This is a genomic window from Streptomyces sp. FH025 (assembly GCF_017427025.1).
GTDB lineage: Bacteria > Actinomycetota > Actinomycetes > Streptomycetales > Streptomycetaceae > Kitasatospora.
Genome location: NZ_JAFLNG010000759.1, coordinates 1 through 3,474, shown reverse-complemented (window position 1 = coordinate 3,474; position 3,474 = coordinate 1). Strand labels below are relative to the sequence as shown.

Annotated in this window: 3 protein-coding genes; 1 reads left to right on the top strand and 2 read right to left on the bottom strand. The window is 75.1% G+C overall.

All coding sequences use genetic code 11. From position 1 onward, the window contains the following. Positions 1 to 137: 137 nt before the first annotated feature. Positions 138 to 1,526 (bottom strand): PD40 domain-containing protein, encoded by a 1,389-nt coding sequence (locus tag J0670_RS33375; RefSeq protein ID WP_207815959.1) that lies wholly within the window; start codon positions 1,524 to 1,526, stop codon positions 138 to 140. Between the two features lie 200 nt (positions 1,527 to 1,726). Between J0670_RS33375 and J0670_RS33370 the strand changes: the two genes are divergently transcribed. Then, a complete protein-coding gene (locus J0670_RS33370; RefSeq protein ID WP_207815958.1) occupies positions 1,727 to 2,638 on the top strand; it encodes a LysR family transcriptional regulator in 912 nt (303 codons plus the stop codon). Positions 2,639 to 2,640: 2 nt separating this feature from the next. On the opposite strand, the gene J0670_RS33365 is transcribed toward J0670_RS33370, so the two are convergent. Beyond that, positions 2,641 to 3,474 (bottom strand): hypothetical protein (locus tag J0670_RS33365; protein WP_207815957.1); only part of this gene is annotated, 834 nt, incomplete at its 5' end.

Here is a 3,474-nt window from a genome sequence, read left to right as displayed (position 1 = left end):
ACCGGGGCGGTCAATGGAGCGGAAGGATCTCGGCCGGAAATAGGTCACCGGTGGAGCTCCGCCCCTGTGATCGCCCGATTGGGCGGGATCACCGGGGCGGAGTGTCAACGGGTTTGTCCCGCAGGGGGTTCAGGGCCTCACGGGCGGCGCAGGAAGACGTCCTGGAGGATGTTGGTGTCTCCCGGCACCAGGTCGCCGTCCGAGGCGTCGAAGATCACGGTGTCGCCGGTGGCGTCCACGTACGGGCCGTGGGAGGAGGCGGTGCTCTGGCGGCCGTCCCGGGTGAGGCTGACCCGCTCGACGCTCCCGGTCCACAGGTCGCGGCGGAACACGTCGTAGGCGTGGTTGGTGTCGTCGGGGACGAGGTTGTCGGCGTCGGAGTCGAAGTAGACCCAGCGGCCGTCGGCCGTCATGGCGCCGCCGGACGCGTCGCCGTTCGCGGTGGTGCCGGGCAGTCCGTTGTTCACCTTGGTGAGCTTGCCGGTGGCCAGCTCGTGGAGGTACACGTCCGTCCGGGCGTTGCCGGGGCTCGTCGGGAGGCTGTAGAGCGCGTAGCGGCCGTCCGGGCTGATCCGGGCGTCGTAGGCGACCGGGTTCAGCTGCCCGGCGGCGTCCAGGCTGGCGCCGGAGATCCTTCCGGTGTCGGCCTTCCACACGTAGTACGGGTAGTAGCGGGGCCGGCGCGCCAGCCCGGGGGACCCTGCTTCGGCGGAGGCGGAGGCGGAGGCGGAGGCGGAGGCGGCCGGGGCGTCGGGAAGCAGGTTCTCCGCGCGGGAGCCGAAGCCGACGGTGGAGCCGTCCGCGCCGATCGTTGGGGAGAAGGAGTTGCTGTCGGCGGCCGCGCCGTCCGCGCCGACGGTGACCAGTCGGCTGGTGTGGGTCCAGCGGTCGGTGACGTAGACGTTGTTCGTGCCGCCCGCCGCCCCGGCGCCCGGGGCGAGGTCGCCGCGGTTGGAGACGTAGGCGACGTAGCGGCCGTCGGCGCTGATCGAGGGGCTCGTGGCCTCGAAGGGGCTCTGGTCGCCGGTGCCGGGCAGGCCGTCGGCGGTGACCAGCTCGGTGCGGCCGGTCCAGCGGTCGCGGACGAAGACGTCGCTGTAGTGCTTCGGCTGGCCGGGCAGCACGTTGGTGGCGGAGGTGCTGAACGCCACGTAGCGGCCGTCGGCGCTGATCGAGGCCTGGAAGGTCATGGCGTTGAGCGTGGAGCCGTCGTCGGCGACGCTGACCCGCTCGATGTGGCCGTTGCGCAGGTCCCGCACGTAGATCTCGTTCAGATTCGGGGTGCCGGCCTCGGGCAGCAGGTTGGTCGCCGTCGAGGTGAACAGTGCGGAGCGGCCGTCGGCGCTCAGCCCGAGCGTGTGCGAGGGGCCGTCGAGCTGCTCGCCCTTGGGGCCCTCGCTGACGCGGGCGGTGTCGCCCTTGGGCGGGCGGGCCTCGGCGGCGGGCATCGCGGCGCCGGCCGCGGCCGCGGCCGCCAGGACGACGGCGGTGCGGGCCGGCCATCGGCGGGTGCGTGCGGTGCTCATGGATCATCCTCCCCTGATGACGGTGCCGGGCCCTCGTCACCCCCGCGGCCCGGGACGGGGCCAGCCAAGCGTCGAGCGGCCGGAGCGGTCAACGATGCGGGACGATCTCGTCCGGAAATGCGCCACCGGTGGGAGAACCGAGCGGTACCCGGCCGAAGCCGCGCGGACGGCGCACTCCGCCGCGCTGGCAGAATTGCTCTGTGATCGACGCACGACGGCTGCGGACCCTGCGGGCCGTGGCGGACCACCGGACGGTGACCGCCGCGGCGGCCGCCCTCTACCTGACCCCCTCCGCGGTGTCCCAGCAACTGGCCGCGCTGGAGCAGGAGACCGGCCATCACCTGCTCGCCCGCGAGGGCCGGGGCGTACGCCTGACGGCTGCCGGGGAGATCCTGCTCGGGCACGCCGACGCCGTGCTCGCCCAGCTGGAACGCGCCGAGGCCGACCTCGCCGCGTACAGCGCGGGCGTCGCGGGCGAGGTCACCGTCGCCTCCTTCGCCACCGGCATCTCCCACGTGCTCGCCCCCGCGATCGGGCTGCTCGCCGAACGCGCGCCGGGCGTGCGGCTCAAGGTGCTGGACGCCGAGGGCGACGCCAGCCTGCCGATGGTCCTGGACGGCCGGGCCGACCTCGCGGTGGCCGTCGAGTACCGGGGCGCCCCGCGTGCCGACGACGCCCGGCTCACCCGTGTCCCGCTCTACGCCGAGCCCTTCGAGGCCGTCCTGCCGCTGGCCCACCCGCTGGCGGCCGAGGCCGGGCCGCTGGCCGTGGCCGCGCTCGCCGGCGAACCCTGGATCGGCCCCTACCCGGGCAACCCGTGCCACGACGTGGTCCTGCTGGCCTGCGAGCACGCCGGCTTCCAGCCCCGGCTGCTGCACTCCTCCGACGACTTCCGCGCCGTCGTCGCGCTCGCCTCGGCGGGCGCGGGCGTCGCCCTGGTGCCCCGCTCGGCGCTGCGCGGCGTCGACCTCTCCCGGGTCGCGGTGCGCCCGCTCGACAGCGACCTCGCGACCCGGCGGGTCTTCGCGGCCGTCCGGGCCGGGGCCGACGGGCATCCGTTGCTGCGGCCCGTCCTCGACACCCTCGCCGAGGCCGCCGCCTCCGGGGCCTGAGCTCAGGGGGACGGTCGCAGACCGGCGAACTCGTCCAGCACGGCGACCCTCAGCTCGTGGGAGCCGTCCGGGCGGGTCCACTCGTAGTAGAGGTACCAGCGGCCGCGCGCGGACACGAGGTCGGCGTAGCGGACGCCCAGCCAGGGGCCGTCCGGGGTGAGGCGGCGCCAGGTGCGCAGGTCGGTGGAGGCGGCGAGGCCGCAGCGCTCCTCGTAGTTCCCGGCGGCGTCCGCCCCGCCGTCGTAGAGGGCGAGCCAGCCGCCGTGGCCGTCGGGGAGGACGGCGGTGATCCGTGACTCGTAGGCGTCCCAGGACCCCGCCGGGCCGACGTCCAGGGCCTCGGCGGCGCGGCCGGGCCCGGCGGTGAAGCGCAGGCCGTCGGGGGAGAGCGCGAGCGCGGTCGGCTGCACGGTGAGGCCGGTGGTGTGGATGTCGGCGGTGGCGTGGGCGCGGGCCTGTTCCTCGGCGGTGAACGGCCGGGCGCGGGAGACGGTGCTGAACAGGTGGACGCCGTCTGCGGTTTCGAGCAGGTACGGGTCCTTGATGCCCTCGGTGCCGGTGTCGGCGGCGGTGAGCACGGGGGTGCGGGTGGCGAGGTCGAAGGACTCGGGGGCGTCGGCGCTCAGGGCGTCGATGCGCCAGCGGTTGTCGGCCGGGTCGACGTAGCTGAGGTGGAGCAGGTAGCGGCCGCCGCGGCGCAGCAGGGCGAGGCGTTCCATCGAGGGGGAGCCCAGTTCGTCGCTGCGGACCGACCACAGGTCGCGGAAGCCGATGCCGTCGGCGCTCTCGGCGACGGCGCAGCGCCAGCCCCGGTCCGGCCCGCTCGTCGCACCGCG